This is a genomic window from Numidum massiliense (assembly GCF_001375555.1).
GTDB lineage: Bacteria > Bacillota > Bacilli > Thermoactinomycetales > Novibacillaceae > Numidum > Numidum massiliense.
Genome location: NZ_CTDZ01000006.1, coordinates 1 through 1,640 on the forward strand (window position 1 = coordinate 1; position 1,640 = coordinate 1,640).

2 protein-coding genes are annotated in these 1,640 nt (G+C 45.1%); one reads left to right on the forward strand and one right to left on the reverse strand.

The features are described 5' to 3' along the window. Positions 1-236, reverse strand: a 236-nt coding sequence (locus tag BN1247_RS18055) for a hypothetical protein (protein ID WP_222705232.1), incomplete at its 3' end; no start/stop codon positions are given. Between the two features lie 213 nt (positions 237-449). Here BN1247_RS18055 and BN1247_RS00155 point away from each other — a divergent pair. Next, positions 450-1,618, forward strand: a protein-coding gene (locus tag BN1247_RS00155; protein WP_261796013.1) for an IS3 family transposase whose coding sequence is annotated in 2 segments (ribosomal slippage) — positions 450-711 and positions 711-1,618 — 1,170 coding nt in all. Because the reading frame shifts where the segments join, the coding sequence is not laid out codon by codon here. Positions 1,619-1,640 lie beyond the last annotated feature (22 nt).

The following is a 1,640-nucleotide window of genomic DNA, read 5'->3' on the forward strand; positions in this document are numbered from 1 at the left end:
CGATTTTCTTTGATCGACTCTACTGTTACCCTCCCATTCTTGAACAACTCTGGTTTTACCTTGGGAACATTAGTAGACTTTTCCGTCCCACCTGTCGATCCTTTCTTTGTTCCCTCTCCACTATCTCGCCAATTATCCCCTTTCTTAAGACGAAGTGTATCCCCAGCATCCTTATGCACTTTTGCAACCTGAGGCCGATTTTTTTTGAGATTGTTCTCCAGCCTTTTCGCATACACCTTCAAGCCTTCATTGCCCCGACGAATGGTTATTTGCCCATCCCTCTTTAGCCTATTCGCATACTCCTTAATTCGGGCCACTGTCTTTTTTGTAGCTTTAAACCGTTTAGCCGCCCTAGTTCCCTTTATCGTCCCTTTAATAGTGCTAGACTAAAAAGTAGACACACCGAATCGGGGGATTATAATAAAACTAAATGATTCGAGGTGTTCTACATGAAACGTCGAAAGAATTACGATCGTGAGTTCAAGCGTCAAACTGTCGAATACGTATTGGAACAAGGTAAAGCCGTGGCACAAGTTGCTCGCGAATTAAGCATATCGGAAAACACACTGTATCGCTGGGTCAATGAGTATAAACAAGACCCAGAAAATGCTTTTGTCGGAAGTGGCAACTTAAAGCCTGAAGATCAAACGATGCGTGACATGCAAAAGCGTATTCGGGATCTAGAGGAGGAAAACGCCATTCTAAAAAAGGCCATGCACATCTTCGCCAAAGACCGGCGCTAATATATTCCTTTATTTACAAACACCGCTTCAAGTTCCGTGTCGAGAAGATGTGCCAGGTGTTCAAGGTTTCCCGAAGCGGTTATTATCGTTGGTTAAAACGACCCGAAAGTGCGCGTGACAAACGGCGAAAGAAACTCGTTAAGCGCATTCATCACTATTACTTTCATTCGCGAAGATTATACGGTGCCCCAAAAATCACCGCATTGTTGCGAAAGGAAGGAGAACAAGTGTCCCAGCGAACGGTTTCCCGCTTAATGAGCCAACATCATTTACGGTCCCGAACGGTTAAGAAATACAAGGCGACGACGAATTCCAAGCATTCGTTTCCTGTTCACGCGAATACGTTAAATCAACAGTTTAGTGCGGAAACACCTAATCGCGTATGGGTCGCGGATATTACCTACGTGCCTACAGATGAAGGTTGGCTTTATCTCGCGAGTGTTATGGATTTATATTCACGTAAAATCGTTGGCTGGCATGTCGCCAAGCGAATGACCACGCACCTCGTATTAAAAGCGCTCGACAAAGCTTATCGTGTACGACGTCCTCAGCCATCACTGCTTCATCATTCGGATCGAGGTAGTCAATACGCGTCACACGACTATCAAGCGCGATTAGCCAAGTACGGTATGCAGTGCAGCATGAGTCGAAAAGGTAACTGCTTTGATAATGCGTGCATCGAATCGTTTCATAGTGTCATTAAACGGGAATTGGTGCACCTAACGTCATTTAGAACCCGTAAAGAAGCTGGGGTGGCTATCTTTGAATATATCGAGCTCTTTTATAACCGCCAAAGAATCCATTCGGCTATTGGCTATGTGTCACCTTGTCAGTTTGAACAAATGTATGATGGCCGCATGGAAGCGATCGCGTAGACGGCTTTATATGGAGAGGCGG